This is a genomic window from Micromonospora sp. IBSANI012, assembly GCF_052814045.1.
This window is the reverse complement of sequence record NZ_CP199933.1, coordinates 82,478-107,035: the sequence shown is the minus strand read 5'-3', so window position 1 is coordinate 107,035 and position 24,558 is coordinate 82,478. Positions and strand designations below refer to the sequence as shown.

At 72.0% G+C, this 24,558-nt stretch carries 22 protein-coding genes, 1 tRNA gene and 1 riboswitch; of the genes, 8 read left to right on the top strand and 15 right to left on the bottom strand.

The annotated features are described in order from the left end of the window. The first annotated feature begins 152 nt into the window (after positions 1-152). Positions 153-584 carry a hypothetical protein gene (locus ACTWM8_RS00530; protein WP_446212063.1) on the top strand — a complete coding sequence of 144 codons (432 nt, stop codon included), beginning with the start codon at positions 153-155 and terminating at the stop codon, positions 582-584. Between the two features lie 438 nt (positions 585-1,022). On the opposite strand, the gene ACTWM8_RS00525 is transcribed toward ACTWM8_RS00530, so the two are convergent. Then, positions 1,023-1,280 carry an e9imm peptide gene (locus tag ACTWM8_RS00525; protein WP_446212062.1) on the bottom strand — a complete coding sequence of 86 codons (258 nt, stop codon included), beginning with the start codon at positions 1,278-1,280 and terminating at the stop codon, positions 1,023-1,025. Between the two features lie 105 nt (positions 1,281-1,385). Next, a tRNA-Gly gene (locus ACTWM8_RS00520) sits at positions 1,386-1,459 on the bottom strand. A 237-nt stretch (positions 1,460-1,696) separates the two neighbouring features. Between ACTWM8_RS00520 and ACTWM8_RS00515 the strand changes: the two genes are divergently transcribed. Then, on the top strand, positions 1,697-2,683 hold the full coding sequence (locus tag ACTWM8_RS00515) for a zinc metalloprotease (RefSeq protein ID WP_446212061.1): 987 nt from the start codon (positions 1,697-1,699) through the stop codon (positions 2,681-2,683). 64 nt (positions 2,684-2,747) lie between these two features. On the opposite strand, the gene ACTWM8_RS00510 is transcribed toward ACTWM8_RS00515, so the two are convergent. Then, positions 2,748-3,314 (bottom strand): pyridoxamine 5'-phosphate oxidase family protein, encoded by a 567-nt coding sequence (locus ACTWM8_RS00510; RefSeq protein WP_446212060.1) that lies wholly within the window; start codon positions 3,312-3,314, stop codon positions 2,748-2,750. A gap of 78 nt (positions 3,315-3,392) precedes the next feature. Here ACTWM8_RS00510 and dcd point away from each other — a divergent pair, with 78 nt between their 5' ends. Beyond that, positions 3,393-3,971 carry a dCTP deaminase gene (gene dcd / locus ACTWM8_RS00505; protein WP_377612446.1) on the top strand — a complete coding sequence of 193 codons (579 nt, stop codon included), beginning with the start codon at positions 3,393-3,395 and terminating at the stop codon, positions 3,969-3,971. 41 nt (positions 3,972-4,012) lie between these two features. On the opposite strand, the gene ACTWM8_RS00500 is transcribed toward dcd, so the two are convergent. The 4 genes from ACTWM8_RS00500 to ACTWM8_RS00485 all read right to left on the bottom strand — a co-directional run bounded on the left by ACTWM8_RS00500 (position 4,013) and on the right by ACTWM8_RS00485 (position 8,837). Continuing rightward, a complete protein-coding gene (locus ACTWM8_RS00500; RefSeq protein WP_446212059.1) occupies positions 4,013-5,053 on the bottom strand; it encodes a C40 family peptidase in 1,041 nt (346 codons plus the stop codon). Positions 5,054-5,065: 12 nt separating this feature from the next. Next, positions 5,066-5,202, bottom strand: a riboswitch (cyclic di-AMP (ydaO/yuaA leader). Positions 5,203-5,352: 150 nt separating this feature from the next. Beyond that, on the bottom strand, positions 5,353-6,369 hold the full coding sequence (locus tag ACTWM8_RS00495) for a C40 family peptidase (RefSeq protein ID WP_446212058.1): 1,017 nt from the start codon (positions 6,367-6,369) through the stop codon (positions 5,353-5,355). A gap of 163 nt (positions 6,370-6,532) precedes the next feature. Further along, the gene (locus tag ACTWM8_RS00490) at positions 6,533-7,537 is read right to left on the bottom strand and encodes a hemolysin family protein (RefSeq protein WP_446212057.1); all 1,005 of its coding nucleotides are present in this window, start codon (positions 7,535-7,537) and stop codon (positions 6,533-6,535) included. Next, a complete protein-coding gene (locus tag ACTWM8_RS00485; protein WP_446214727.1) occupies positions 7,530-8,837 on the bottom strand; it encodes a hemolysin family protein in 1,308 nt (435 codons plus the stop codon). Before ACTWM8_RS00485 ends, ACTWM8_RS00490 begins: the two co-directional genes overlap by 8 nt. 107 nt (positions 8,838-8,944) lie before the next feature. Here ACTWM8_RS00485 and ACTWM8_RS00480 point away from each other — a divergent pair, with 107 nt between their 5' ends. Further along, on the top strand, positions 8,945-9,625 hold the full coding sequence (locus ACTWM8_RS00480) for a GOLPH3/VPS74 family protein (protein ID WP_446212056.1): 681 nt from the start codon (positions 8,945-8,947) through the stop codon (positions 9,623-9,625). 69 nt (positions 9,626-9,694) lie between these two features. On the opposite strand, the gene ACTWM8_RS00475 is transcribed toward ACTWM8_RS00480, so the two are convergent. Beyond that, positions 9,695-11,893, bottom strand: a complete 2,199-nt coding sequence (locus ACTWM8_RS00475; RefSeq protein ID WP_446212055.1) for a (Fe-S)-binding protein — start codon at positions 11,891-11,893, stop codon at positions 9,695-9,697. 297 nt (positions 11,894-12,190) lie between these two features. After that, complete coding sequence (locus ACTWM8_RS00470) at positions 12,191-12,454, bottom strand: cell division protein CrgA (protein WP_088959592.1); 264 nt, start codon at positions 12,452-12,454, stop codon at positions 12,191-12,193. Positions 12,455-12,684: 230 nt separating this feature from the next. Here ACTWM8_RS00470 and ACTWM8_RS00465 point away from each other — a divergent pair, with 230 nt between their 5' ends. The 4 genes from ACTWM8_RS00465 to ACTWM8_RS00450 are packed head-to-tail and all read left to right on the top strand — an operon-like array spanning position 12,685 to position 16,319. After that, a complete protein-coding gene (locus ACTWM8_RS00465; RefSeq protein ID WP_446212054.1) occupies positions 12,685-13,491 on the top strand; it encodes a DUF881 domain-containing protein in 807 nt (268 codons plus the stop codon). Further along, positions 13,488-15,377 carry a class E sortase gene (locus ACTWM8_RS00460; protein ID WP_446212053.1) on the top strand — a complete coding sequence of 630 codons (1,890 nt, stop codon included), beginning with the start codon at positions 13,488-13,490 and terminating at the stop codon, positions 15,375-15,377. Before ACTWM8_RS00465 ends, ACTWM8_RS00460 begins: the two co-directional genes overlap by 4 nt. Before the next feature lie 5 nt (positions 15,378-15,382). Beyond that, a complete protein-coding gene (locus tag ACTWM8_RS00455) occupies positions 15,383-15,664 on the top strand; it encodes a hypothetical protein (protein WP_446212052.1) in 282 nt (93 codons plus the stop codon). A gap of 4 nt (positions 15,665-15,668) precedes the next feature. Continuing rightward, positions 15,669-16,319, top strand: a complete 651-nt coding sequence (locus ACTWM8_RS00450) for an aminodeoxychorismate/anthranilate synthase component II (RefSeq protein WP_446212051.1) — start codon at positions 15,669-15,671, stop codon at positions 16,317-16,319. A 68-nt stretch (positions 16,320-16,387) separates the two neighbouring features. On the opposite strand, the gene pknB is transcribed toward ACTWM8_RS00450, so the two are convergent. From pknB to ACTWM8_RS00420, 6 genes are read right to left on the bottom strand one after another with little or no spacing between them, the layout of a single operon-like run. Beyond that, positions 16,388-18,184, bottom strand: coding sequence for a Stk1 family PASTA domain-containing Ser/Thr kinase (gene pknB, locus ACTWM8_RS00445; RefSeq protein WP_446212050.1), 1,797 nt, complete (start codon positions 18,182-18,184; stop codon positions 16,388-16,390). Then, positions 18,181-19,632, bottom strand: a complete 1,452-nt coding sequence (locus tag ACTWM8_RS00440) for a protein kinase domain-containing protein (RefSeq protein ID WP_446212049.1) — start codon at positions 19,630-19,632, stop codon at positions 18,181-18,183. Before ACTWM8_RS00440 ends, pknB begins: the two co-directional genes overlap by 4 nt. A 1-nt stretch (position 19,633) precedes the next feature. Then, positions 19,634-21,139 carry a peptidoglycan D,D-transpeptidase FtsI family protein gene (locus tag ACTWM8_RS00435; protein WP_446212048.1) on the bottom strand — a complete coding sequence of 502 codons (1,506 nt, stop codon included), beginning with the start codon at positions 21,137-21,139 and terminating at the stop codon, positions 19,634-19,636. Next, entirely contained in the window at positions 21,136-22,626 is a 1,491-nt protein-coding gene (locus ACTWM8_RS00430) for an FtsW/RodA/SpoVE family cell cycle protein (RefSeq protein ID WP_446212047.1), read from the bottom strand. Before ACTWM8_RS00430 ends, ACTWM8_RS00435 begins: the two co-directional genes overlap by 4 nt. A 29-nt stretch (positions 22,627-22,655) precedes the next feature. After that, the gene (locus ACTWM8_RS00425; RefSeq protein ID WP_446212046.1) at positions 22,656-24,071 is read right to left on the bottom strand and encodes a PP2C family protein-serine/threonine phosphatase; all 1,416 of its coding nucleotides are present in this window, start codon (positions 24,069-24,071) and stop codon (positions 22,656-22,658) included. Continuing rightward, positions 24,068-24,553: an FHA domain-containing protein FhaB/FipA gene (locus ACTWM8_RS00420; protein WP_074315675.1), complete on the bottom strand. Its 486-nt coding sequence runs from the start codon at positions 24,551-24,553 to the stop codon at positions 24,068-24,070. Before ACTWM8_RS00420 ends, ACTWM8_RS00425 begins: the two co-directional genes overlap by 4 nt. Positions 24,554-24,558: the final 5 nt, after the last annotated feature.

Genomic DNA, 24,558 nt, shown 5'->3' with positions numbered 1-24,558 from the left:
GGGCATTGGCTACTGGCACGTAGTTGGCACGCCACCATCCGACATTGCTGTGCGAGCTGGCAGATGCGTCCCGCCGGCCACTCGGCCTACTCCCGAGGTAGACAGCCGACGCTTGTGGCGTGGCGGGCATTGACCGTTGTAGCGTGCGCGCCGTGGGATACCTGGTGATGCCTTCAGGCCGTTTGAACCTCCCGGAGTCGGACGACGTCGCTGCGGTCGCCGCTGTCCAAGCCGCCATGGCTGGACGGGGTGGTTGGTACAAGCCGGATGGGTCTCCGTCGAATGACACGCTGGCCGACATGGCGGAGGCGGCCGGAGCCTCAATCATCCGCGACGGAGACTGGATCGAGTTCGGTTACGACGACGAGGGTGACCCCAAGTGGTCGGACCAGGCGACGGCCTTCTACGTCGCGATTGCGCCGTTCGTTTGCTCGGGAATCGTCCATATCGAGGGCGAGGACGGTGCCCGCTGGTCATACACCTACGCTGACGGGCAGATCACCCAACAGGGTTGGAACGGTTGGGATGGATCCATCGAGCCGTTTGGCGAGCATGTGGACCTCCCTCCCCTGGACCACCCATAGGCGCGGCTCCCTCACCGACTGCCAGCGCTTCGGAGAGCGGATCTCCTCGTCGGGCAGTCTCCGACCAACCAGCCTCCCCGGACGGGGACCAGGTGGAGCGCCCTACCGGACGAACGACCTAGTCCCCGTCCGGGGAGGCTGGTAGCCCTTGTGGTGCCCGGCGAGGGGAGCCGCGGCGGCATCTCTGAGGAGGGTCGGGGTTCGGGGCGGAGCCCCGAGGTCTCTAGATCCCGGTCGTCCGTCAGCGTGGCGGGCCGGCCCGGCCGATGCCGGCCGGAGGTCGCCAGCAGGCCGGGGCCGGGCCGGCGCGGCCCGCTTGCGGGCCGCCTTGATACTCAAGAGAACAATTCGGCAGTGGACGCCCGCTGCCTAGGCATCGGTGATGCCAGAAAATGCGACAGCCGAGAGGAAGAGCAAGAAGCGCGGCGACAGGTGACGCTAGCTGGTCAACGGCTCCGCCCATGGCCCGGACCGAATCTCCATCGGCTCGTAGGCGCTGGCCCGGTCGACGACCTCAGTGGCCGTCAGCTCGGGGACCGAGAAGATCAGTTCGGAGATGTCCGGGTAGACGAGGCCACGTTCGAGCTGATCGAGCAAGACGTTCAGCTCAGCGTTGTCCGCGTAGCCGAGGCTCATGATCCGCTCGACCAGAACGATGGCCTCGTCCCGGGTCAGCTTCGTAGGCAGACCGCTCATCTCCCACCGGAGCTAATGGCACGCCAATGGCACGCGGCGTGATCGCTGACCTTGGAACACCGAAGGCCCTGGCTGGGACTCGCGTCCTGGCCAGGGCCTCGATCGTGGAGCGGGTGACGGGAATCGAACCCGCACTGTCAGCTTGGGAAGCTGATGTTCTGCCATTGAACTACACCCGCAGGCGGCACCACTGTACCTGAGGTGACCGCCGCCGTGCACCCAGGTACCCCCGGGCACGCCGGCACTCCCCGCCACCGTGATCGATCTTGGACGCAACGCATTCACGTAGAGCTAAAAGTTTCACAGCGGCAACATATGCCCGTTCTCAAATCTGTCGATCGGTTGTAACGTCACCCCCACGTTCTCGACCACGGTGTGACATACCCCCTGTCACGCCGCCAGAAAGAGGTGGGCCCATGGGACTCCGTCCCAACCTGCTGACCCGGCGTGCCGCCGGTGTCGCGTCAACGACCCTCGCGCTGCTGCTCAGCACCGCCGCGGTGGGCGTCGTCCCCGCTGCTTCCGCCTTCTCCGCCGCCCCGAGCGAGGCCTGCGCCGAGCCGGCCGACGTCCACTCGGACGCCCGGATCAAGAAGGGCGGGATCGCCAAGCACGAACCCAACGAGCTGACCGCCAAGCAGGTCCGCGAGCGCGAGGCCGACCTCGCCACCGCCCTGCGCGAGCGGGCGAGCTTCCGGGCCGGCGCCCAGGCCGCCGCCCCGCTGGCCAGCGTCACCATCCCGGTCGTCGTGCACGTGATCCAGCGCGACAGCACCCGCGCTGGCGGCAACATCCCGGACTCGATGATCACCTCGCAGATCAGCGTGCTGAACCAGGCCTACGCCGGTGCCACCGGCGGCGCGGCCACGGCCTTCGGCTTCCAGCTGACGAAGATCAACCGGGTGACCAACCCGGCGTGGTACCCGATCGTGCAGGGCTCCTCGGCGGAGCGGTCGATGAAGACCTCCCTGCGCGAGGGCGGCAAGAACACGCTCAACATCTACCTGGGCGAGCTGAGCGACGACCTGCTCGGCTGGGCGACCTTCCCGCAGCGGAAGCTGAACAGCATGGACGGCGTGGTCGTGCTGAGCGAGTCGCTGCCGGGCGGCACCGCCGCCAACTACAACCAGGGCGACACCGGCACCCACGAGGTCGGCCACTGGCTGAACCTCTACCACACCTTCCAGGGTGGATGCTCCGGCTCGGGTGACAGCGTCAGCGACACCCCGGCCGAGGCCTCGCCGGCGTTCCAGTGCCCGACCGGGCGGGACACCTGCGCCACGGCCGGCCTGGACCCGATCACCAACTTCATGGACTACACCTACGACTCGTGCATGTACCAGTTCACCCCTGGTCAGGCGAGCCGCATGCTGACCGCGTGGAACGCGTACCGCGCGGCGTAACACCCCAGCAGACGCCGATGCCGGCTCCGTCGCTCCGACGGGGCCGGCATCGGCGTCTCGGCGGTCAAGCGGCGGGGCGGCGGGTGTCGAAACCGTGGCGGCCGCGGCGGCCCGGCCGCCGATCGGGTACGCCGGCGGCGTCGCCGCCGCGGTGGGCGGCGACCGGATCGAGCCAGACCTGGACGGCGGAGGACACGTGGCCCTCGCCGGGCTGGCCGAGCCCACCCTGCTCGCGGCGGGTCAGCATCGCCACGTCGACGCTGAACTCGAAGAGTCGCCAGTCGACCTGCGGCGCCGCCCGGCCGAGGCGGGCCACCCGGGCGACCCGGGCCGGGTCGGTGACCGGTTGCGCGCGACCGGCGACGTACGCCTCGTCGTCGGTCTCCTCTGGCGGGAACGAGTGCAACGCGTAGCGCCCGTCGCGCTCGAGGTCGCGCCGCTTGGGCGAGTCGACGACGAAGCAGAACAGACCCTCGTCGGTGATCATGGGGCAGACCGGGTGCACCCGGGGCCCACCGTCGGCGCGGACGGTGGCCAGGTAGCCGAAGCCCGGCCCGTACTGCTGCATGAGAAGGCGGATCCCGTCGGCGAGTCGGGGCTCGTCAGCGGCGAATTCGGACCAGGAAGCCATACGGACATCCTATCGAACATGTGTACGAACGCGTAGTCCGACACGCAGGTCACCCGGTCCGCTCGATATGGTGTGCCGATGCTGCTCTCCGACCGCGACCTGGTCTCCGAGATCAAGGCGGGCACGCTCGCGCTGGAGCCCTTCGAGCCCACGCTGGTGCAGCCGTCCAGCATCGACGTGCGGCTCGACAAGCTCTTCCGGGTCTTCAACAACCACCTGTACACGCACATCGATCCGGCGATCCAGCAGGACGAGCTCACCTCGATGGTCGAGGTGCCCGAGGGTGAGCCGTTCGTGCTGCACCCCGGCGAGTTCGTGCTCGCCTCCACGCTGGAGGTCATCTCGCTGGGCGACACGCTCGCCGGGCGCCTGGAGGGCAAGTCCAGCCTGGGCCGGCTCGGCCTGCTCACCCACTCGACCGCCGGCTTCATCGACCCGGGCTTCTCCGGCCACGTGACGCTGGAGCTGTCGAACGTGGCGAACCTGCCGATCACGCTCTGGCCCGGGATGAAGATCGGCCAGCTCTGCATCTTCCGGCTCTCGTCCCCGGCCGAGCACCCGTACGGCTCGGCCGTCTACGGGTCGCGCTACCAGGGCCAGCGCGGGCCGACCCCGAGCCGCTCCTGGCAGCACTGGCGCACCTGGCCCACCCGCTGACGTCGGCCGGGCCCCCGGAACCCCGGGAGCCCGGCCCGCGCTCAGCCCGGCCGGCCGTAGCTGTTGACCGGCCCGTCGTCGACCCGCTTCATCTTGATCGGCTGGCCCGCCTGGGAGGCGTGCACCACCCAGCCGCCGCCGACGTACATGCCGACGTGGTGCAGGTCGGCGTAGTAGAAGACCAGGTCGCCGGGGCGCAGGTCGGCCCGGCTGACCCGGGCGGTCACCTGGCGCTGCTGACGGGCGTTGTGCGGCAGCGAGACACCGGCCTTCGCCCACGCCGCGAGCATCAGCCCGGAGCAGTCGTACGAGTTGGGGCCCTCGGCCCCCCAGACGTACGGCTTGCCGATCTGCGCGCAGGCGAACTTGACCGCCGTGCCGGCCGGGCCGCCGGGGTAGCCGGCCGGGCACGGGGCCGGGCGCAGCGGGCCTCCGCCACCGTTGCCGTACACCTTGAGCCGCAGTTTCTGCAGCCGGTCGATCTCGGCGTTGATCTGCTTCTTCTTCGCGGCGAGCTGGGCCTCGGTACGGGTCAGCTGGGCGACCATCTCGTCCAGCGGCGCCTTCTCCGCGGCCAGCTTGTCCCGCAGCTCCTTGACCGCCCGCACGTCGCGCTGCTGGCGCTGGGCGAACCGGTCGAGCATTTCGAGCTGGTCGACCAGTTCGGCGGGGGACCTGCTGCCGAGCAGGGCGTTGACGGCGGAGACGTTCTCCCCCTTGTACGCCTCGGCGGCGAGCCCGGTGACCTGGTTCATCGCGAGGTCGACCTGGAGTTGCAGCGGCTCGATGCGCTTGGCCAGCGCGTCGACCTGCCGGCGCTTGGCGGCCAGGTCCTGGCGGGTGGCGTTGTGCTGCTCGATGATCGGTTCGAGCTTGTTCCAGTCCTGGTCGATCTGCCGCTCGATCTCGGCGACCGAGGGGTCGGCGTGGGCCGCCGTGGCAGCGCCGGTCAGTACGACGGCGGCACCGGCGAGGGCGGCGAGGACAGTGGTGAAGCGGGACCAGCGTGGGCGCGGCGCAGCCGTCAGCCGGGCGACCTGGGTCGACCGGTACGACGGTGGCCGCGGGGCATGGTGTGCCACCGGGCTCCGGGCTCCTTCTTCCGCGACCGCCTACCGGGTTAGCTGACGGGTTCGGGCGGGAAGGGAGCGCCCTACCGCAGTGGCTGCGGATTCACCCCGGCTTACCTGGGTCCCCGGCTCGCCCGGAGGCGACTCGGCGGTGCCGGCCACTGCCGCCCGGGTTGGACGGACCTGTCGCGGCCGACGAAGGACCAGAGTAGAGACGACTGTTATCGATCCGCAACCCGCCATGCCGTGCCGGGTCCCGGATACGCGAAACCCCCGGTCGGTCGACCGGGGGTTTCGCGGCGGGCTCGGGGTCAGTTCGGTCGTCGGAAGCCGGCGACCGGCATGTAGTCGATGCTGGTGACCTGGACCGGTTTGCCGGTCCGTGGCGCGTGCACCATCAGCCCGCTGCCGAGATAGAGACCCACGTGGTGCAGGTCGCTGAAGAAGAAGACCAGGTCACCGGGGCGCGCCTCGGAGCGCGGGATGGCCCTGCCCTCGTTCCACTGGGCGCCGGTGTGGTGGGTCAGGTAGATGCCGGCGGCCTTGTAGGCGTACTGGGTGAGGCCGGAGCAGTCGAACGAGTCCGGCCCGTCGGCACCCCAGACGTACGGGTCGCCGACCTGCTGACAGGCCACCCGGATGGCGGTCTGCGCGGCGGAACTCACCACGCCCTTGACGGTCGGGCAGCCGGCCACCTTGACGACGGTCTTCGGCATCGACGCCTGGAGCCGCTTGATCTCGGAGTTGATCTGCGCCTTCTTGGCGGCCAGCTCCTTCTCCTGCTTGACCTCCGCGGCGATCAGCGCGTCGAGCTTCTGCTTCTCGCCGTCGTACTTCTGCCGGGCGTTGATGACGACCTGGAGCTCCTTGCGCTCCTGCGCGGCGAGGCGGTCGAGGATGGTCAGCTGCTCGGTCAGGGTGCCCGGCTTGGCGCTGACCAGCAGCGCGCCGATGTCCTGCGAGGGGCCCGTCATGTAGTACCGGGAGGCGAGGTCGCCCACCCGGTTCATTGCCAGCTCGGTCTGCAGGGCCAGCGGCTGGATCTTCTTCTCCAGCTCCGCCGACTTCTTGCGGTTGACCTTGAGCTGCGCGCGGACCTTGTTGTACTGCTCGATGGTCGGCTCGAGCTGCTCCCACTGCTTGTCGATCGCCGCCTCGATCTCGTCCGGCGTGGGCGCGGCGTGCGCCGGCACGGCGAACATCCCGGCGCCGACGACCACGGCGGCGACCAATGTGAGCAGGCGGCGGGCGACCCGACGCAGGCCGCCGGGGTGAGTGGGCGGACGACCCTGGGCGTGACGATGAGGGGGCATGGTTGCCACCGGCACCGACTCCTTAGCGACCGACCGCCGGGCGCCTCGCTGAGGGGAAGACGGAGGCAGACGACCCACAGCGGTCGGTGCCCCACATTAGGGAACCGTCCGTACGAATTCAAGGTGGGTCATTAGAGCATCACGCCTGTGCAACCGCTTGCACACAAAGGGTGTTCGCTCATTTTCCAACGACGGCGGTCAATACGTCGTCCAATGTCACCACGCCGAGGGGCCGGCGACCGTCGCTCACCAGCACCATGTGCCGCCGCTCGCGCCGCATCGCCAGCAGCAGATCGGCCAGCGTACGGTCCGGCGGCACCACCGCCAGCGGCCGGTAGACGTCGGCGGGCACCGGGGCCCGGCGGGACGCCCCGGCGTACCCGAGGACGTCCTTGACGTGCACGAAGCCGAGCACCCGGCGGGTCGACCGCTGCACCACCGGGAAGCGGGACCGGCCCGTCCGGGTGGCCAGCACCTCCAGCGACGCCGGTGAGACGTCCTCGGCCACCGTGGTCACCGTCGACCAGGGTTGCAGGGCGTCCGCGGCGGTCCGCCGGTGCAGGGCCAGCGCCCCGGTGATGCGGGCGTGCTCCTCCGCGTCCAGCAGACCCTCGGTGCGCGCCTGCGACACCAGCCCGGCGAGTTCCTCGGCGGTGAACACCGTCTTCACCGCCTCGGTCGCCTCCACCCGCCACAGCCACAGCACCCGACGGGCCGCCCACTTCATCGCGACCAGCAGCGGCTTGGTCGCCACGCAGAACGCCAGCATGACCGGCCCGAGCCAGAGCGCGGACGGCTCCGGCCCGGCCAGGGTGATGTTCTTCGGCACCATCTCGCCGACCACGGTGTGCAGGAAGACCACCACCGCGAGGGCGATCAGGAACGACAGCGGGTGGACCGCCGAGCTCGGCAGCCCCAGTGCGTGGAACGCCGGTTCCATCAGGTGTGCCAGGGCGGGCTCGGCGATCGCCCCGAGCCCCAGCGAGCAGACCGTGATGCCGAGCTGCGCCCCGGCGATCATCAGCGGGATCTGGTTCATCGCCGACAGCGCCCAGCGGGCCCGCCGGGAGGTCGCCGCGAGCGGCTCGACCACGGTACGGCGCGACGCGATCAGCGCGAACTCGCTGCCCACGAAGAACGCGTTGCCGAGCAGCAACGCCAGGGCGACCAGCAGCTCAGTCATCGCCGTCCGGCTCCTCCGGCCGCACGATGCGGACCTGCTCGATCCGGTGCCGCTCCACCTCGACCACGGTGAACTCGTACCCGGACTCCTCGACCGTCTCGCCGGGCACCGGGATGTGGCCCAGCCGCGCCATCAGGAACCCGGCCAGCGTCTCGTACGGGCCCTCGGGCAGCCGGAAGCCGGTCTGCTCGGCCAGCTCGTCCTCGCGGAGCACCCCGTCGAGCAGGACGGTCCGTTCGCCGCCCGGCACGGTCAGCTCGGCCGCGCCGGCGTCGTCCACCGCGTCCGGGTCGAACTCGTCGGCGATCTCGCCGACCAGCTCCTCGACCAGATCCTCGATGGTGACCACGCCGTCGGTGCCGCCGTACTCGTCGACCACGATGGCCAGGTCGGCGCCGGCGTCCTTCAGCGCGGCCAGCACGCCGTCGAGGTCCAGGCTCTCCGGCACGTACACCGGTTCGCGGGCCACCGCCGCGACGGTGGTGGAGGCGCGGCGGTCCAGCGGCACCCCGAGCGCGTCCGGTACGCCGGCGACCCCGGTAACCAGGTCGAGGGTCTCCTCGTACACCGGGAAGCGGGTCCGTCCGGTCTGCCGGGACGCCTCCAGCAGCTCGGCCACGGTGGCGGTGGCCCGCAGCGCCACCACGTCGACCCGGGGGGTCATCGCCTCGGCGGCGCGCTTGTCGCCGAAGCGGATGGTGCGGCGCAGCAGCATGGCGATGTCCGGCGGCAGCGCGCCGGCCCGGGCCGAGATGGCCGCCAGCAGCCCCAGCTCCTCCGGGGAGCGGGCGCTGGCCAGCTCCTCCTGCGGCTCCACGCCCAGCGCCCGGACCAGCCGGTTCGCCGACCCGTTCAGCGCCCGGATCAGCCAGCCGAAGGTCCGGGAGAAGCGGTGCATCGGGCCGGCGGTGGCCAGGGCGGCGGGCATCGGCCGGGCCAGCGCGAGGTTCTTCGGCACCAGCTCGCCGAAGAGCATCGAGAGCAGGGTGGCCAGCGCCAGGGCGAGCAGCGGGCCGAACCGTTCTGTCCCGCCCACCGGCCGCAGCACCGGCGCGAAGAGCCGCGCCAGCGCCGGCTCGGCGAGATAGCCGGTGAGCAGCGCGGTGAGCGTGATGCCGAGCTGCGCCCCGGAGAGCTGGAAGGAGAGCCCGCGCAGCGCCCGGCGTACCGTGGCCGCCGCGCCGTCCCCGGCGTCGGCGCGCCGGTCGATCTCCGCCCGATCGACGGTGACCAGGGCGAATTCGGCCGCGACGAAGAACGCGTTGCCGGCGGTCAGCAGGACGAAGCCGACCAGGGGCAACAGCGTGCCGAGCAACAGGCCGTCGATGAGCGCGATTGTTCCACGGCCGCTCGCGGCGCACGAGTTCACCCGAGGTGGCCCTGGTGGCCCGTGGTTAACGTGGACGCATGCCGACCCTCAGCCTCGCCGACGAACTGGTCCTGCTCGCCCACGACGACGCCGGCACCAACCGGCTCGGCCGGCCGCGCCTCGACTACGGCCTGGTCGGGGCGGTGCTGCTCGACCTGGCCCTGGCCGGCCGGGTGGCGGTGGCCGACGACCGGCTTTCGGTGACCGACCCGACCCCGACGGGCCACCCGGTGCTGGACGACGCCCTCGCCGCCCTCGCCGCCGACGAGAAGCGTCGCAAGCCCAAGGACTGGATGAGCCGGTTGGCCAAGGGCCTGCCCGACCGCGTGCTGGCGGGCCTGGTCGACGGCGGGGTGCTGCGCCGCGAGTCCGACCGGGTGCTGCTGGTCTTCCCGCGTACCCGCTATCCGTCGCCGACCGGCGCGGAGCCGGCGGCGGAGACGGCCGCCCGGCGGCGGATGCTCGACGCGCTGGCCGCCGACGGCCCGGTCGACGCCCGGACGGCCGCGCTGATCGGTCTCGCCCGCGCGGTGGGGCTGGACCGCACGCTCTTCGGGGAGGTGCCGAAGGAGCGACTGACGGCCCGGGTGGCGGAGATCGCCGCCGGGGACTGGGCGTCCGCGGCGACGAAGAAGGCGATCGAGGAGACCCAGGCCGCCGTCCTGGTGGCCACCACGGCGGCCACCACGGCCGCGATCGTCACCACCACCGTCTCCTGAGCACGACGACGGCGGTGGCACCTCGTGGGTGCCACCGCCGTCGGGTGTCCGGTGGTCCGGGGGTACGCCTCAGCCGGCGACCGGCTCGGTCTCCTTGTCGCCCTGCGGCTGCTCGGGCTTGACCGAGCGGAGCAGCACGCTGGCCACGTCGATGACCTCGACCTGCTCGCCGGCGCCCTTGCCGTTGACCCCGTCGTTGAGCATCGTCGAGCAGAACGGGCAGCCGACCGCGACCGTCCGCGCGCCGGTGGCCATGGCCTCCTCGACCCGGTCCACGTTGATCCGCTTGCCGATCTTCTCCTCCATCCACATCCGGGCGCCGCCGGCGCCGCAGCAGAAGGAGCGCTCGCTGTTGCGCGGCATCTCGGTGAGCTCGCCGGCGATCGCGTCGCCCAGCACCTCACGCGGCGCGGCGAAGACCCGGTTGTGCCGGCCCAGGTAGCAGGGGTCGTGGTAGGTGACCCCGCCGTCCACCGGCTGCACCGGGGTCAGCTTGCCGGTCGAGACCAGGTGCGCCAGGAGCTGGGTGTGGTGCACGACCTCGAACTCGCCGCCGAGCTGGCCGTACTCGTTGCCCAGCGTGTTGAAGCAGTGCGGGCAGGTGGCCACGATCTTGCGCTTGGCCTTCTCCCGACCCTCGAACGCCTCGTTCAGGGTCTCGACGTTCTGCTGGGCGAGCATCTGGAAGACGAACTCGTTGCCGATCCGGCGGGCCGGGTCGCCCGAGCAGGTCTCGCCCTCGCCGAGGATGGCGAACTTGACGCCGGCCTCGTTGAGCAGCGTGGCGACCGCGCGGGTGGTCTTCTTGGCCCGGTCCTCGAACGCGCCGGCGCAGCCGACCCAGAACAGGTACTCGAAGTCGTCCACCTCGCCGACCCGCGGCACCTCGAAGTCGAGGCCCTTGGTCCAGTCCTCGCGGGTGTTCTGCGGGGCGCCCCACGGGTTGCCCTTGTTCTCCAGGTTGCGGAGCATGACGCCGGCCTCGGACGGGAAGCTCGACTCGATCAGCACCTGGTAGCGGCGCATGTCGACGATGTGGTCGACGTGCTCGATGTCGACCGGGCACTGCTCGACGCAGGCGCCGCAGGTGGTGCACGACCAGAGCACGTCGGGGTCGATGACCCCGCCCTCCTCGGCGGTGCCGATCAGCGGCTTGTCGGCCTCGGCCAGGGCCAGCACGTCGACGTGGGCGAGCTGCGCGGCGGTGGCCTTCTCCTCGCCGGTGAGGTCCTTGCCGCCACCGGCCAGCAGGTACGGCGCCTTGGCGTACGCGTGGTCGCGCAGGCTCAGGACCAGCAGCTTCGGCGACAGCGGCTTGCCGGTGTTCCAGGCCGGGCACTGCGACTGGCAGCGGCCGCACTCGGTGCAGGTGCTGAAGTCCAGCAGGCCCTTCCAGGTGAACTGCTCGACCTGGGCGACGCCGAACTGGTCCTTCTCCGGGTCGGCCTCCTCGAAGTCGAGCGGCTTGCCCTCGCTCATCATCGGCCGCAGGGCGCCGAGGCCGGAGCCGGCGGGCTTGGCCGGCTCGCGCTTGAAGAAGATGTTGGGGAACGCCAGGAAGCGGTGCCAGGCGACACCCATGGTCACGTTCAGCGAGATGACGATCAGCCAGGTCATCGAGATAGCGATCTTGATGAGCGCGGCGACGCTGGCGCCGTCCTGCCAGTCGGGCAGCACCGCTCCGACCGCGTGGCTGAGCGGGGTGGCCCAGACCGGGTACTCGAAGTGGTCGGTGGCGACCTTGAAGCCCCGGATCACGAACCCGAAGATCAGGACCAGCAGCACGATCCACTCGACGAAGTAGCCCTGCCACATCGTCGAGCCGGTGAACCGGGAGCGACCGCCCGGCCGGGTGGGCCGGTTGCGCAGCCGGATCGCCATCAGCACCAGGATGCCGACCAGGCCCAGCACGCCGATGACCTCGGTGGCCAGGCCGAAGACCGTCCAGTGCCCGATGATCGGCAGCCCGCCGGTCGGGGTGACCACCTCGAAGTACGCCTCGAGCACCAGCAGCGACAGCACGATGAAGCCGACCATCACGAACCAGTGCGCGGCACCCACCACGCTCCACTTCAGCATGCGGGTGTGGCCGGCGGTCTCCACCAGCATGGTCCTGGTGCGGGCGCCCTTGTCGGTGAACCGCTCCGGGGCGGGTTGCCCGAGCCGGATGACGGCCGTCATCTTCATGACCGCGCGCACCGCAAGCCACACCGCCACGGCGGTGATGGCGGCCGCGAGGATCGTGGTGACGATCTGGACGCTGCCCATCGAGTTGGCCTCCCGGTCTGCTGCCTGTCGAGCGGCTCGGCGACCGGGTGGCCGGTGTCAGGGCGTTACCGGCGTCGCGCCGCCACCACTCCCTCGACCGGGCCGGTCGATGACCTCGCTCCGCTCGGTCATGCAGAGCAGCCTACGCGCAAGGTTACCCAGCAGTAACGTGAGTCTTCTCGCACCCGGCCACGCCGCCCTGCGCACACCATAGGTTGCCCGGCGCCGGAGCGCCGGGCAGGGTTCCGCGAAGGTGACGTGGTCGTCCGACGGCGGCGCCGGAGGCGCCGCCGTCGCTCAGCGCCAGCGGGAGAGCAGGATCAGCGAGGCGACCATCGCGCCGAAGCCGACGGCCAGGTTCCAGTAGCCCCAGGTGGCGACCGGGTACTCCTGCTCGGAGAGGTAGTAGACCACCAGCCAGCCGATGCCGCCGACGATCAGCGCGACCGCGGTCGCCGGCAGCCACACCGGGCTAGGCTTGCGCGTCGCCGCCGTGCTCGTCGGACGCACGTCCGTCGGCGGGGTGTACACCTTCTTCTTGCGGACCTGAGACTTGGGCACGACGCTCTCCAGAGGGGGTGACGACCTCGTCCGGCCTGACAACCGGGCGCGGGGGCGACGGTCCATGGCCAATAATGTTCGACAGCTAGCGTAGTCCGGACGGCCCGTCCAAGCCACGAATGGGGTCAGGCCGGTGCGCGGAGTGACCGGAAAGAGGGAAACGCCCCGGCGCACCCGCGCCCGTCGGCGTCGTGGCGGGCACCAACCAGACGAGGCGGAGGGAACGCTCGGTGGAGTACACATCCGGCGCGGCGTCCTGGCAGAAGGCCATGCGGCGCGCGGTCGCCGCGCTCCTGCCACGGCGTCCGCGGCAGCGGCGACCGGGCTGGTCGATCGGGGTGCCGCTGATCGCCGCCGCGGCCGGGCTGCTCTTCACCACCACCGCCACCACCGCCGGCGGCACCGCCCTGCGGGAGGACCGGCGACCCCAGCTGACCCAGTTGATCGAGGACCGGCGCGAGCAGGTGGCGGCCAGCGAGTTGCGGGCCGCCCGGCTGCGCGCCGAGGTCGAGAGCCAGACCGCCGCGCTGGCCGACACCGACGCCCCCGTGAAGGAGCAGCGCGACCGGGCCGGGCGCAGCCTGGAGGCCGCCGGGTTCACCGCGCTGTCCGGGCCGGGGGTGACCGTCGAGCTGAACGACGCGCCCCGCCGCAACGACCAGACTTTGCCCAAGGGCGCGACCAACGACGACCTCGTCGTCCACCAGGGCGACGTGCAGGCGGTGGTGAACGCGCTCTGGGCCGGCGGCGCGGAGGCCATGTCAATCATGAACGTCCGCGTGCTGTCCACCAGCGCGGTACGCTGCGTCGGTAACACCCTGCTGCTGCACGGCCGGGTGTACTCCCCACCGTTCAAGATCGTAGCAATCGGCGATCCCGCTGCCCTCCAGCAGGCCCTCGCCGGCTCTGAGGGAGTCGGGTTGTTCAAGCAGGCGGTCGAGCACTACCAGCTGGGCTACAAGGAGACCGTCTCCTCCGTGACCGTGCCGGCCTTCGAGGACTCCACCGCTCTGCGATCGGCGACGGTGCCTCGATGAGTCCCGACGGCAGGGACCCGCGCCACCGCGACCGGAGCGACGACGAGACCGCGGTCATCCCCGCGGTCGAGGGCTCGACCCCGCCGGCCCGCCGCACCAGCTGGCCCGACCCGGTGCTGCCGCCGCGCTCGTCCGCGAACCGGCCTCCGACCCCGCCCGGCCCGGCCCCCCGACCGGCCGCTCCCGACGCGACCGCCGACCCGGGGCGCGCCCGGCCGCCCGTCAACCCGACACCCGACCGCCCGGCGGCCCACCCGTACTCCGGTGGCGCGGCGCCGTCCCGCCCGACCGACGGCCCGACCCGCCCCGCGCCGCCCGCGTGGCCCGGCAACGCCCCGGTCCGCCCGGCCGCTCCCGCCGCTCAGCCACCGTCGGCCCCGGCCGCTGTGCAGCCGGCCGCGCCGGCGATCCACCGGTCACCCGCACCGTCGGAGCGCCCGGCCGCGCCCGCCCCGGCGCCCGCCGCCGACCACCAGCCCAGATCCGGGGTACGGCCGCAGCCCGCCACCGAGGCGCCGACCGCCTTCCTCCCGATCGTCCCCGCCCGTTCCGCGGACCGTCCGGCGAGCGCACCCGAGGCCCGACGCGCCAGGCAGCCCGTCGCTGGCGACCTCGCCGGCCCGGGGCACCCGCACCCGTCCGACGGGGCCCGTCCCGGCGTACCCGCGCCGGAGGGCGGCCCAGGCGGGCCCGGCCTACCCCGCGCGGCCGCCCCCGAAGGCGGACTGCCCCGCGCGGCCGCTCCCGAGGGGGGACTGCCCCGCGCGGCCGCCCCGGAAGGCGGACTCCCCCGCGCAGCCGCGCCGGATGGTGGCCTGCCCCGCGCGGCCGCTTCCGAGGGCGGACCGGCGGGCGTGGCCGCTGCCGGCGGTCGAACGGACGCCTGGGGTGCCGCTGGCGGCCCGGACAGCGGACCGACCGGCGCCTACCGGACCGGTGGCGCACCGGACCGGTTCGCCGATCCGGCGGCCACCGCGATCATCCCGGCGGTGACCGGCCGGCCCGCGCCCGCCCAGCCGGCGTTGGACTCGACGGCGCTGATGGGCGCGGTGCCCCCACTGCCCGAGCGCGACGGGCCGGCCGAGGAGAAGCCCGCCGAGCCGCCGCAGCCCCGGCGCGGCGAGCGGGTGGTCCAGCTCCGCCCGCACCAGACCGACGAGGGCTACAAGAGCGTCTACTCGGAGCTGACCCGGCCCTCCCTCGCGTCCCGGTTGCGCTCCGGCGTCCGGGTCACCGGCGAGGTGCTGATCACCTTCGGTCTGGTGGTGCTGCTCTTCGCCGGGTACGAGATCTGGGGCAAGTCGGCCATCGTCGACGCCCACCAGGGCGACCTGAGCAGCCAACTGGCGCAGGAGTGGGGCCCGAGCGGCGACCCCACCGTCGCGCCGTCCGCCGGTCCGACGGCCAAGCCCAAGCCCCCGGTGGAGGGCAAGCCGATCGCCGGCCTCTACATCCCCAAGCTCGACAAGAACTGGGTCGTGGTGGAGGGCGTCACGCAGAAGGACATCCGGTACGCCCCGGGCCACTACCCGAAGAGCGCGCTGCCAGGCCAGGTGGGCAACTTCTCCGTCGCCGGGCACCGCAACCGGGCCACCTTCTGGCGGCTGGACGAGCTCGACGACGGCGACGCGATCGTCGTCGAGACCAAGACCGACTGGTACGTCTACAAGGTGATCAAGAGTCGGATCGTCCGCCCCGACCAGGTGGAGGTCGTCGCGCCGGCGCCGATCAGGCTGGGGCCGGGAGAGAAGCCGAAGAAGCTGCTCACCCTGACCACCTGCAACCCGAAGTTCGACAACTACCAGCGCCTGATCATCCACGCCGAGCTGGACGCCGCGGCCAGTATTCCCAAGTCCGAGGGCCGCCCGGCGGCGCTGGGAGGCTGACGACGATGTACTCCTGGATCTGGCGCAAACTGCCCTTCGGCCTGGCCGGCAAGATCACCGGTTCGCTGCTGCTCGCCGCCGCAACCGTCGCCCTGCTCTGGTACGTGGTCTTCCCCTGGGCCGAACCCCTGGTGACCCCCTTCGACGACGTGCAGGTCACCCAGGAGGACTCGGGAGTGCCGGGGAACGAGCCCGGCCCCGTCGGGGACGAACCGGCCGGCGACGAACACGACATCCAGTACGACACCGACCAGAACAACACCCCGCCCCCCTCCCCGGACGAGTGAGCCCATGCGTGTCCTGGTCATCGACAACTACGACTCGTTCGTCTTCAACCTGGTGCAGTACCTCGGCCAGCTCGGCGTCGACTGCGAGGTCCGCCGCAACGACGAGATCGACGTCGCCGAGGTCGGCCGGCTCGACGCGTCCGGCGTGCTGCTCTCGCCCGGCCCGGGCAGCCCGGACCGCGCCGGCATCTGCCTGGACGTGATCAAGGAGTACGCCGGCAAGCTGCCCATCTTCGGCGTCTGCCTCGGCCACCAGGCCATCGGTGAGGCGTTCGGCGCCACCGTGACCCGCGCCCCGGAGCTGCTGCACGGCAAGACCTCGGAGGTACGCCACCACTCGGTCGGCGTGCTGGCCGGGCTGCCGGACCCGTTCACCGCCACCCGCTACCACTCGCTCGCCGTGCTCCCGGAGACGCTGCCGGACGAGCTGGAGGTCACCGGCTGGACCGGATCCGGCGTCGTGATGGCGATGCGGCACCGGACGCTGCCGATCGAGGGCGTCCAGTTCCACCCGGAGTCGGTGCTGACCGAGGGCGGTCACCTGATGCTGGCGAACTGGCTGGCCGCCTGCGGCCACCCGGAGGCGCTGGACCGCGCTCCGGAGCTGGCGGCCGAGGTGGACGCGCGGCGACGGGCCGCCTTCGCGAATACCTGACAGCCAGCCACGACAGGCAGAAGGCCCGGTCCTCGCGGACCGGGCCTTCCGTCATTGCTGGGTCCAGCTCACCGGGCGGGGGCACCGTTCGGGGGCGGAGGGAAGATGCCGCCACCGGTGCCGGTGGTCGGGGTGGGGCTGCTCGGAGTCGCGGTGGGCGGGGTCGGCTCCTGGGTGGGCTCGGGGATGGACACCTCGATGGTGACCTCCTTGCCCTTGGCCAGCTTGGTTCCCGGATTCGGGCTCTGGTCGGTGACCCGGCCGGCCTGTGCCGCGGGCACCTCGTCGCCGTCGCGCACCCGCACCTTGTAGCCGGCGTTGGTCAGCTCGGCCCGGGCCTCGTCCTCGGTGAGGCCGATGACCCGCGGGACGTCGCCCACGTTGCCCTTCGAGATGGTGACCGTGATCGTGGCGTTCTCGGCGACCTTCGTCCCGGACGGCGGGTTCACCTCGAGGACCAGGCCCTTCTCGCGTGCGCTGTCCTTTTCCTGAGGCTTGACCACGAAGCCCTCGGACTCCAACTGCTGCTTGACGCTCTCGTAGGTACCGCCCACCAGTCCGGCCGGGACCGCCTTGGTGGCCGGACCGCCGCACAGCCGGACGGTCACCTGGCGGTTCTCCTCCAGGCTGCTGCCGGCGGGCGGGGTCTGCTCGGCGACCGTGCCCTTCTTGCAGGTGGGGCTGAAGAAATCGTCACCCAGCCCCGGCACCAGGCCCGCGTTGCGGATCTCGGTGAAGGCGGTGGCCTGGTCCTTGCCCGCCAGGTTCGGCACCTGGACCTTCTCGGGGCCGCCGTTGTTGAGCAGCAGCGCCGCCACCAGGGCGATCACCGCCAGCACGCCGACCGCGGCGAACGCGGCGATCACCCAGGCCGAACTCTTACGCCGACCCGGGTCGCCGACCCGCGCCGCGGCCTGCTGCCGGGTCTGCCCGCCGACGACCTGCGTCGGATACCCGCCTGCGGCCGGGGCGAGGTGCGCCGTCTCGTCCTGCGGCATGACCGGGGTGGCCAGCACCGGCCGGCCAGCGGCGGCCCGAAGCAGGTCGGCCCGCATCTCGCCGGCACTCTGGTAGCGGTTCAGCGGGTTCTTCGACAGCGCCTTGAGCACGATCGCGTCGACCGCCGGGTTGACGTCCGGGTTGATGTCGCTCGGCGTCGGCGGGGCCTCCCGTACGTGCTGGTAGGCCACGCTCACCGGGCTGTCCCCGACGAACGGCGGGTGCCCGCAGACCAGCTCGAAGAGCACGCAACCGGCGGCGTAGACGTCGGAGCGGGCGTCCACGGCCTCGCCGCGCGCCTGCTCGGGGGAGAGGTACTGCGCGGTGCCGATGACCGCGCTGGTCTGGGTCATCGTGGTCGCGCCGCTGGCCAGCGCCCGGGCGATGCCGAAGTCCATCACCTTGACCTGGCCGGTCTGAGTGAGCATCACGTTGCCCGGCTTGATGTCCCGGTGGATGATGCCGTGCCGGTGGCTGAACTCCAGCGCCGCGCACATGTCGGCGCAGATCTCCAGCGCCCGGCGCGGCTGGAGCCGGCTCTCGACCCCGAGGACCTCCTTCAGCGTGCGGCCGTTGACGAACTCCATCACGATGAACGGGAGCGTCTCGCCGGTCGGCGCGGTCTCCTCGCCGGTGTCGTAGACGGCGACGATCGCCGGGTGGTTCAGCGAGGCGGCGTTCTGCGCCTCCCGACGGAACCGCATCTGGAAGGTGGCGTCCCGGGCCAGGTCGGTGCGGAGCATCTTGATCGCGACGTCCCGGCCCAGCCGAAGGTCACGACCGCGGTGGACCTCCGCCATGCCGCCGTAGCCGAGCAGCTCGCCGACCTGGTACCTGCCACCGAGCAGGCGGGCCTGCGCTGTCATCGCGTTCGTCGTCCTTCGCTCGTCGTCGTCTCGCCGCCACCCGGTCGAAGCCGTTCCACCCGACGGTACGGCTTCTGGGCCAGATCGTCGCGTCCGTACGCGCTCACCGCGCCGGACGTCACGCTCAGCGGGCCGGCTGCGCCGGGGTCACCGGTCAGCGCGCCCTGCCGCGCCCTGTAGGAAATCACGCCGGAGCAGACCAGGACCAGTACGGCCAGCAGGATGGCCACGGTCACCATCCCTGACCTGGAACGACGCGGCGGAACAGCAGCCGGGACCGGCTGCCGGGCGTACCCGACGGGGCGGTCGGACCGGGTGGGACCCGGTGACACGACCCCGCGCGGCGGCGCGGGCTGCGCGACCGGCGGCCGGGACTGCGGCACGGCGGGGGCCGGCGGGCGCTGCGCCGCGGCGGGCGGCTGCGGCTGCCGCGCGGCGACCGGCGGGCGGGCCTGTCCGGCGGCCGGCGGGCGGGCCTGTCCGGCGGCCGGCGGGCGGTGCTGCTGGGCCAGCGCGGGCGGCCGGTGCTGCTGGCCGGCGGCCGGCACCTGGGCGCGGGCCACCGGGGCGGCCGGGGAGGCGGGCGCCCCCGAGACCGGGCCGGCGTGTGCACCGGCGCGGGCCTGCTGGGACAGCGCGAGCTTCGCCTGCCGGGCCACCGAGGCCAGCGCGGCGGCGCTGGGCCAGCGGGCCGCGGGATCCTTCGCCAGGGCCCGCTCCACGATCGCCCGGACCTGCGGCGGGATGTCGCCGGGCAGCGGCCGGGGCGTCTCCTGGACGTGCTTCATCGCGATCTCGAGCGGGTTGTCCCCGTCGAACGGACGCCGACCGGCGAGGCACTGGTACGCCACCACGCCGAGCGCGTACACGTCGGAGGCGGGGGTGGCGACCGCGCCGGTGGCCTGCTCCGGGGAGATGTACGAGGCGGTGCCGAGCACCGAGCCGGCGGCGGTGAGCTGCCCGACCAGGTCGGAGCGGGCGATGCCGAAGTCGGTCAGCACCAGCGTCCCGTTCGGCCGGACCAGCAGGTTGCCCGGCTTCACGTCCCGGTGCACGATGCCCTTCTCGTGTGCGGCGTGCAGCGCGTCGGCCGCCTGGGCGACCAGGGCCATCGTCCGGGCCGGGGTGAGCCGGCCGACCCGGCTCAGCGTCGCCGACAGCGCGTCGCCCTCGACGTACTCCATGATCAGGAAGGCGATCTGCTGGTCGCTGCCGAAGTCGTAGACGTCGACCACGCCCGGGTGGTTGATGGTGGCCATGGTCCGCGCCTCGCCCCGGAACCGCTCGGCGAAACCGGGATCGTCCAGCAGCGCCGGGAGCAGGCTCTTCACCGCGACCGTACGGCCCAGCACCTGGTCGGTGCCGCGCCAGACGTCGCCCATGCCACCGCTGGCGATCCGCTCGTCGAGGCGGTAGCGGTTGCCGAGCTGGACGCCGGGGTGAAGCATGTCAGCGGCCCCCGGAGTCGGCGATGGCCGCCTGCATGATGCGGCCACCGATCCGGGCCGCCTCGGCGCTGCCGCCGCTGCCCGCCTCCTCCAGCACCACGCAGACCGCGGAGACCGGGGTGCCGTTCTTGTCGAGGGCGAACCCGATGAACCAGCCGTGGTCGGGCGTCTGCGGACCGGACTGGGCGGTGCCGGTCTTGCCGCCGACCGTGTAGCCGTCGATCTGCGCCTTGTTGCCGGTGCCGTCCTCGACCACGGCGACCATCATCTCCCGCAGGTCGGCGGCGACCGTGCCGTCGACCGGCTGGCGCAGCTCGCGGGGCTTGGCGGTGTAGTAGCTGGTGGTGCGGTCCGGCGCGAGCAACTGCTTGACCAGGTAGGGCCGCATCTGGCTGCCGCCGTTGGCGACCGTGCCGGCGATCAGTGCGCCCTGCAACGGGGTCATCTTGACGTCGCGCTGCCCGATGGAGGACTGGGCCAGCGCGGCCGGGTCGGTGCCGCCGCCGGGGGCCTCCATCGCGCCGGTCCGGCTCGGCGCGACGGTGAGGCCGTCCTCGCCGAGTTGGCCGACGGTGAGGTCGTCCTGCTCGAAGCCGAACTGGCGGGCCTTCTCCTTGACGGTGTCCGCGCCCAGCTTCACGCCGAGCTGGGCGAAGCCGGTGTTGCACGACTCCCGGACCGCCTCGATCAGGCTGACCTGTGGCTCGGGGCAGATCGACTGGGCGGCGTTGCGGATCGGGGAGCCCGAGGTGGGCGGGGTCCAGCTGGCCCCGGCCGGGATCTGGGTGTTCTTACCGATCCCGTTCTCCAGCGCCGCGGCGGCGACGACGATCTTGAAGGTGGAGCCGGGGGGCAGTGTCTCCGACAGCGCCCGGTTCTTCAGCGGGCCGTCCGGGTCCTGCTCCAGCCGGTTGAACGCGGCGGAGGCCTGGTTCGTGTCGTGGTCGGCCAGCGGGTTCGGGTCGAAGCTGGGCATCGAGACGAGCGCCTGCACCGCCCCGGTACGCGGGTCGATGGCGATCGCCGCGCCCTTCTTCACCCCGTTGTTGTTGTTGCGCAGCTGCTCGTACGCGGTGTCCTGGGCGCGCTTGGAGACGGTGAGCAGCACGTTGCCGCCACCGGTCTCGTCGCCGGTGAACATGTCCTTGATCCGGTTGGCGAGCAGCGCGTCGCTGGTGCCGGCCAGGAATTCGTTCTCCACCCGCTCGATGCCGGTGTCCGCGAGGTTGACCGGCTTGTAGCCGAGCACGTGCGCGTACTTCGCCCCGCCGGGGTAGGTGCGCAGGAACTTCAGCTTGCCGCTGGTCTCCCTGCTGGTGGCGAAGGCGGTGCCGCCGGCCTCGATGTTGCCGCGCCGGCGCTCGTACTCGGCCACCTGGACCCGGCCGTTGTAGTCGCTGTTGCGGTATTCGTCCGCCTTGTAGGCCTGGATCCAGTTCAGATTCGCGAAGAGCAGACCGAACAGGATCATGACGACGACACCGACGCGGCGCAGGGGTGCGTTCACGGGCGGATCACCTCCGTGGGAGCACCGTGCAGCTGCTCCGGCGGGCCGCCAGCGGGCCGGGCCGCCGGGCCGGAGCCCTGGGTCACCGGGCGGCGGGCCGCGTCGGAGATCCGCAGCAGCACCGCGATGAGCAGCCAGTTGGCCATCAGCGAGGAACCACCGGCGGAGAGGAACGGCGTGGTCTGACCGGTCAGCGGGATGAGCTTGCTGATCCCGCCGACGATCACGAAGACCTGGAGCCCGAGGGTGAAGGCGAGACCGCCGGCCACCAGCTTGCCGAACGAGTCCCGGACGGCGAGCCCGGCCCGCAGCCCCCGCTCGACGATCAGCAGGTAGGTCACCAGCAGCGCGGTGAGCCCGAACAGGCCGATCTCCTCGCCGATGCCGGCGAAGATGAAGTCGTTCTGCACCTCGGGGATCTCCAGCGGCTCGCCGGCACCCGGGCCGGTGCCGAAGAGACCGCCGCTGCCCAGGCCGAGCAGGCCCTGCACCAGCTGGTAACCCCGGTCGTACGGCTCCGCGAACGGGTCCAGCCAGATCTCCGCCCGCGTGTAGAAGTTGGCGAACGGGCCGCCGACGGTGCCACCCAGGACGTACGCGAGGTAGGCGCCGCCGAAGAAGAGGACCAGACCGATCAGCAGCCAACTGACCCGTTCGGTGGCGATGTAGAGCGTCACCACGAACATGCCGAAGTACAGCAGCGAGGTGCCGAGGTCCTTCTCGAAGACCAGGACCAGGAGGCTGATCAGCCACACCACGACCACCGGGCCGAGGTCCCGGCCGCGGGGGAAGTCGATGCCGAGGATCCGGCGGCTGGCCAGCGAGAGCACCTCGCGCTTGCGGACCAGGTAGTAGGCGAAGAAGACCAGCAGGGCCAGCTTCGCGAACTCACCGGGCTGGATGGAGAAGCCGCCGACCCGGATCCAGAGCTTGGCACCGTTGATCTCGGAGAACCGGCCGGGCAGCACCGCCGGGATCATCACCAGCACGATGCCGGCCAGACCCAGGGTGTACGCGTACCGGGAGACCGAGCGGTGGTCGCGCATCAGGGCGAGCAGCCCGGCGGCGAGGACCACCGCGGCGAGCGTCCAGGCCAGCTGGCGACCACCGGTGCCGGCGAAGACGGCCAGCGTCTCCCGCTCGACCGGCGCCGCCTTGCTCAGGTCGAGCCGGCGCAGGAAGCCGACCCCGATCCCGTTGAGCAGGGCGACCGCCGGCAGCAGGGCCGGATCGGCGAAGGGTGCCAGCCACCGGATGACCAGGTGCATGCCGAGGAAGACCACGCCCAGCGCCGCCGCCGGCATCCAGAAGTCCGGGGTGACCGTGTCGAGCATGTTCGCCTCGACGATCGCCCCGTACGCCGCCACCAGCACCAAGGCCAGCAGCAGCAGGGAGAGTTCCGCGTTGCGCCGGGACCGGGCCAGGCGCACACCGGCAGCCTCGCCCGTTGTGGCGGGCGAGGCTGCCGGTGTGGCGGCTGCGGTCACGGATCGATCCTCGGGCTCTCAGCCGACGTTCATTCGGTCGACCGGCAGCCCGCCGGATCCACGACCGGCGGTACCGGGTCGGAGGCCGGGGCGTCGGGCGTGGTGGTCGGCGCGGGCGTGACGGTGGCGACCGGACCGCCGGTGGCGGCCGGGGTGGGTGTCGCCGGCCGGGCGGTCGGCCCGAGCGTCGAGGCGCTCGCCGTCAGGGTCGGGCTCGGCGGACAGATCGGCTTCAGGTTGGGGTTTGCCGGGTCGTCGCTGGTCAGCTCGGCCAGCCGGCGGGCCGCATCCGGCTCGCTCTTGGCCTGGATGCCCTGCTTGACCTGCTCCTGCGCGGCGAGCGTGAGGTCGTCCAGCTTCGCCTGGCTGGTCGAGTGCACGCTGGACAGGTCGAGCCCGGCGACCTGGCCGGGGACGCCGCGGAAGACGGCGAGCTGCCCCTGCTCGGTCGCCCCGACGTAGTACTGCCGCTGCGTGTAGCTCCAGCCGGCGAAGAGACCGCCGCCCAGGATCACCAGCAGCGCCACCAGCATCGCCACGGTACGCAGCGGCCGCCGGCGCCGCTCGGGCTCGTCGTCCCGGTTGGCGGCCGGGTCCTCCGGGACCGGGGGACGCGGCGCGGAGAGCGCCGAGGCGCGGGCGGCCGGGGTGGAGACGTCGGCAGAGGTGGCCATGCCCCGGTCCCGGGACGCGGCACCGCCGACGATCGGGCTCGCCTCGACGATGTCCTGGTCGGTGGCGTCCGCGATGATCACGGTGATGTTGTCCGGGCCGCCGCCGCGCAGCGCGAGCTGCACCAACCGCTCGACGCACTGCTGCGGGTCGGTGTACTCCCGCATGGTGTCGGCGATGGTGTCCGCGCTGACCACGCCGGAGAGCCCGTCGCTGCAGATCAGGTAGCGGTCACCGGGCAGCACCTGGCGGACGCTGTACTCCGGGTCGATGTCGCGACCGTCCAGGGCGCGGGTGAGCAGCGAGCGCTGGGGGTGACTGCTCGCCTCCTCCGCGCTGATCCGGCCCTCGTCCACGAGCATCTGGACGTAGGTGTCGTCCTTGGTGATCTGCGCGAACTCACCGTTGCGCAGGAGATAGGCCCGCGAGTCACCGATGTGGACCATTCCGAGCTTGCTGCCGGAGAAGAGGGTCGCGGTGAGCGTGGTGCCCATCCCCTCCAGCTGCGGATTGGCGTCCACGGTGTCGCGGAGCTGCTGGTTGGCGGTGCCCACGGCCGAGCGCAGCGCGTCGACGAGGGCGTCCCCTGGGACGTCCTCGTCGAGCGGCGCCATGGCACCGATGACGATGTTGCTGGCGACGTCACCGGCGGCCATGCCGCCCATGCCGTCGGCGACGGCGAGAAGCCGCGGCCCGGCGTAGACGGAGTCCTGGTTTCCGTCTCGGATCAGACCGCGGTCGCTGTGGGCCGCATAGCGCAGGGTCAGAGTCATGGCCGTAATTCGAGAGAAGTGCGGCCGATCCGGATCGGCACGCCGAGGGGGACGGGGGTTGGTCCGGTGACCTTAGCGCGATCCAGGTACGTGCCGTTAGTCGAGCCGAGGTCCTCGACGAACCACTGCCCGTCGCGCGGCACGAGCCGGGCGTGCCGCGCGGAGGCGTAGTCGTCGGTGATGACGAGGGTGGAGTCCTCGGCCCGTCCGATCGTGATCTGGGCTTCGCCGAGGGTGATCCGGGTGCCGGCGAGCTGGCCGGCGGTGACCACCAGCTGGTGCGCGGCCCTGCCCCGCTTCACCTTCGCCGGCTTCGCCGCCTGCCCGGTGGAGGCGCCCACCGCGCGCGGCGCGGCCACCAGCCGGCCCGACCGGGCTCCTGCGAAGAGGTCGCGGCGGATCACGCCGACCACCGTGAACACGAAGATCCACAGCAGGATGAGGAACCCGAACCGGGCGACGGTGATGACGAGCTCCGGCAAGGCGC